Source organism: Blastomonas sp. (assembly GCF_041747255.1).
In the GTDB taxonomy this organism is placed as follows: Bacteria; Pseudomonadota; Alphaproteobacteria; order Sphingomonadales; family Sphingomonadaceae; genus Blastomonas.
The window spans coordinates 1-1898 of record NZ_JBGTFM010000483.1 but is presented as its reverse complement, the minus strand read 5'-3'; the positions used below and the strand labels follow the sequence as shown (position 1 = coordinate 1898).

At 62.6% G+C, this 1898-nt stretch carries 5 protein-coding genes; 4 read left to right on the top strand and 1 reads right to left on the bottom strand.

The genetic code is table 11. From position 1 onward, the window contains the following. Positions 1–15: 15 nt before the first annotated feature. The 4 genes from ACEW8G_RS16020 to ACEW8G_RS16005 are packed head-to-tail and all read left to right on the top strand — an operon-like array spanning position 16 to position 1324. On the top strand, positions 16–309 hold the full coding sequence (locus tag ACEW8G_RS16020) for a hypothetical protein (RefSeq protein ID WP_373489394.1): 294 nt from the start codon (positions 16–18) through the stop codon (positions 307–309). Positions 310–321: 12 nt separating this feature from the next. Further along, positions 322–588: a hypothetical protein gene (locus ACEW8G_RS16015; protein WP_373489393.1), complete on the top strand. Its 267-nt coding sequence runs from the start codon at positions 322–324 to the stop codon at positions 586–588. Positions 589–635: 47 nt separating this feature from the next. Continuing rightward, positions 636–863: a hypothetical protein gene (locus tag ACEW8G_RS16010; RefSeq protein WP_373489392.1), complete on the top strand. Its 228-nt coding sequence runs from the start codon at positions 636–638 to the stop codon at positions 861–863. A gap of 53 nt (positions 864–916) precedes the next feature. After that, complete coding sequence (locus ACEW8G_RS16005; protein ID WP_373489391.1) at positions 917–1324, top strand: SufE family protein; 408 nt, start codon at positions 917–919, stop codon at positions 1322–1324. Positions 1325–1343: 19 nt separating this feature from the next. Here the strand turns inward: ACEW8G_RS16005 and ACEW8G_RS16000 are convergent. After that, a partial coding sequence (locus tag ACEW8G_RS16000; protein ID WP_373489390.1) for a 3-oxoacyl-[acyl-carrier-protein] synthase III C-terminal domain-containing protein occupies positions 1344–1898 on the bottom strand: 555 nt, incomplete at its 5' end.

Here is a 1898-nt window from a genome sequence, read left to right as displayed (position 1 = left end):
CAATTCGTCTCCAGCCTGTTCCCGTTCATCGCGATCATCGTCAGCATCGCTATCGGCGGCTGGGTGCTGACCACGTGGATGCGAATCAAGAACGGCTACCCGCTCGACGGCGCGTGGGGCCAGGCGATGTACCCCAAGAAGGACGAGGAAATCATCGAACGCGTCAAGCTGATCAGCAGCGAAAACGCCCAGCTCCGCGCCGAGCTCGGCTCGGTCAAGGATCGCCTCGCCACCGTCGAGCGGATCGTCACCGACGACAGCCATCGCCTGACGCAGGAAATCGACGCGCTGCGCTTGCCGCGCAACTAGGGGGGATTTGCAATGCCCGGTTGGGTCTGGTTCTTCGTCATGGTTGTCGTGATCCCGACCCTATTGGGCATCCTTGGCGACGCCTGGAGACGGCACCTGAAATTCAAGGAAAAGCAGCTCGAGCTCCAGGCCGGCCAGACGGCGGAGAAAGCGGCTCAATATGCCGCGCACACCGAGCGGCTGGAGCAGCGCGTGCGCGTATTGGAACGGATCGTCACGGATCGCGGCATCGACGTCGCCGATCAGATCGAAAATCTGCGGGACAAACCGCTCAACTGAGCGTGGCATTGGCAATATGTAGGAGGGCAACGATGGATTGGGCGGAAATGGTGGTGGCGATCGTGCTGATCGTAACCATCGCCGGCGTGTGGAAGGCCAAACACGGCATTCGCCGCGACAAGCACGGCAACGAGACGTTCGTCGATCACCGCGAGAACAACCAGCTGCGCGACGAGGTCAAGCAGCTCAAGGAGCGGCTCGCGGTGCTGGAGCAGATCACGATCGAAAAGGAAAACAGCCTGTCGCGCGAGATCGAGCGGCTGCGCGATCGCTGACGGTCGCCGCCGCGTATGGTGACTGTCCGCACCTCGCCTGCTAACCGCCGCGCATGCAGACCCTGGAAGATGTCTACGCCGATTACGCGTTGCTCGAAGCCGACGATCGCTATCGCCAGCTGATCGATCTCGGCCGTGCGCTGGAACCGATGCCGGACGCGCTCAAGACCGATGCTACGCTGGTACGCGGCTGCTCGGCGTCCGTCTGGGTCTATCCCGCGACCCGGCCCGACGGGCGGCTGCATTTTCTGGCCGACAGCAATGCCGCAATCACCAAAGGCATCATCGCGCTGGTGCTGCTCGCCGTCCAGGATTGCGCGCCAGCGGAAATCCTCGCCACCGACATCGACGCCGCGCTCGCGCCGTTCGACCTCGGCCGTCAGCTCAGCTCGAACCGGACGCAGGGCATCCCCAACATGATCGCGCTGATCCGCGAGACCGCGGCGCGCTACGCTGCCTGAGAGACCACGGGCGAATGTATCAATCCGCCTTGCGCACGAACACCGTGCCCGCCGAATAGCCCGCGCCGAACGAGCAGATCAGCCCGGTATCGCCGGGCAGCAGATCATCGCTGTGCAAATGGAAGGCGATGATTGACCCGGCCGACGAGGTGTTGGCGAAGCTATCAAGCACCGTCGGGCTTTCGTCCTCGCTCGCCTCGTGCCCAAGCACGCGCTGCGCGATCAGCCGGTTCATCGCCGCATTGGCCTGGTGCAGCCACATGCGCCGCAGCGTATCGGGCGCAAGATCAAGCTGCGCCATATGCGCCAGGATCATGTCGGCGACCATCGGCACCACTTCCTTGAATACCTTGCGCCCTTCTTGGACAAACAATTTGTCCGCAGCGTGCACGTCGTTGCCCGGCTCGGCGCGGTTGAGGAAACCGAAATTGTTGCGGATGTTGTTGGAAAAACGGGTCTTCAATTGCGTGCCCAATATGTCCCAGTGCTGTGCCGGGGCAATATCTGCAGCCTCGACCAGCACCGCCGTGGCGACATCGCCAAAGATGAAATGGCTGTCACGGTCGCGCCAGTT

Excerpts from the sequence above, each read along its gene's own strand:
- ACEW8G_RS16015 (WP_373489393.1), top strand. The coding sequence starts at position 322 with ATGCCCGGTTGGGTCTGGTTCTTCGTCATGGTTGTCGTGATCCCGACC.
- ACEW8G_RS16005 (WP_373489391.1), top strand. The coding sequence starts at position 917 with ATGCAGACCCTGGAAGATGTCTACGCCGATTACGCGTTGCTCGAAGCC.
- ACEW8G_RS16010 (WP_373489392.1), top strand. The coding sequence starts at position 636 with ATGGTGGTGGCGATCGTGCTGATCGTAACCATCGCCGGCGTGTGGAAG.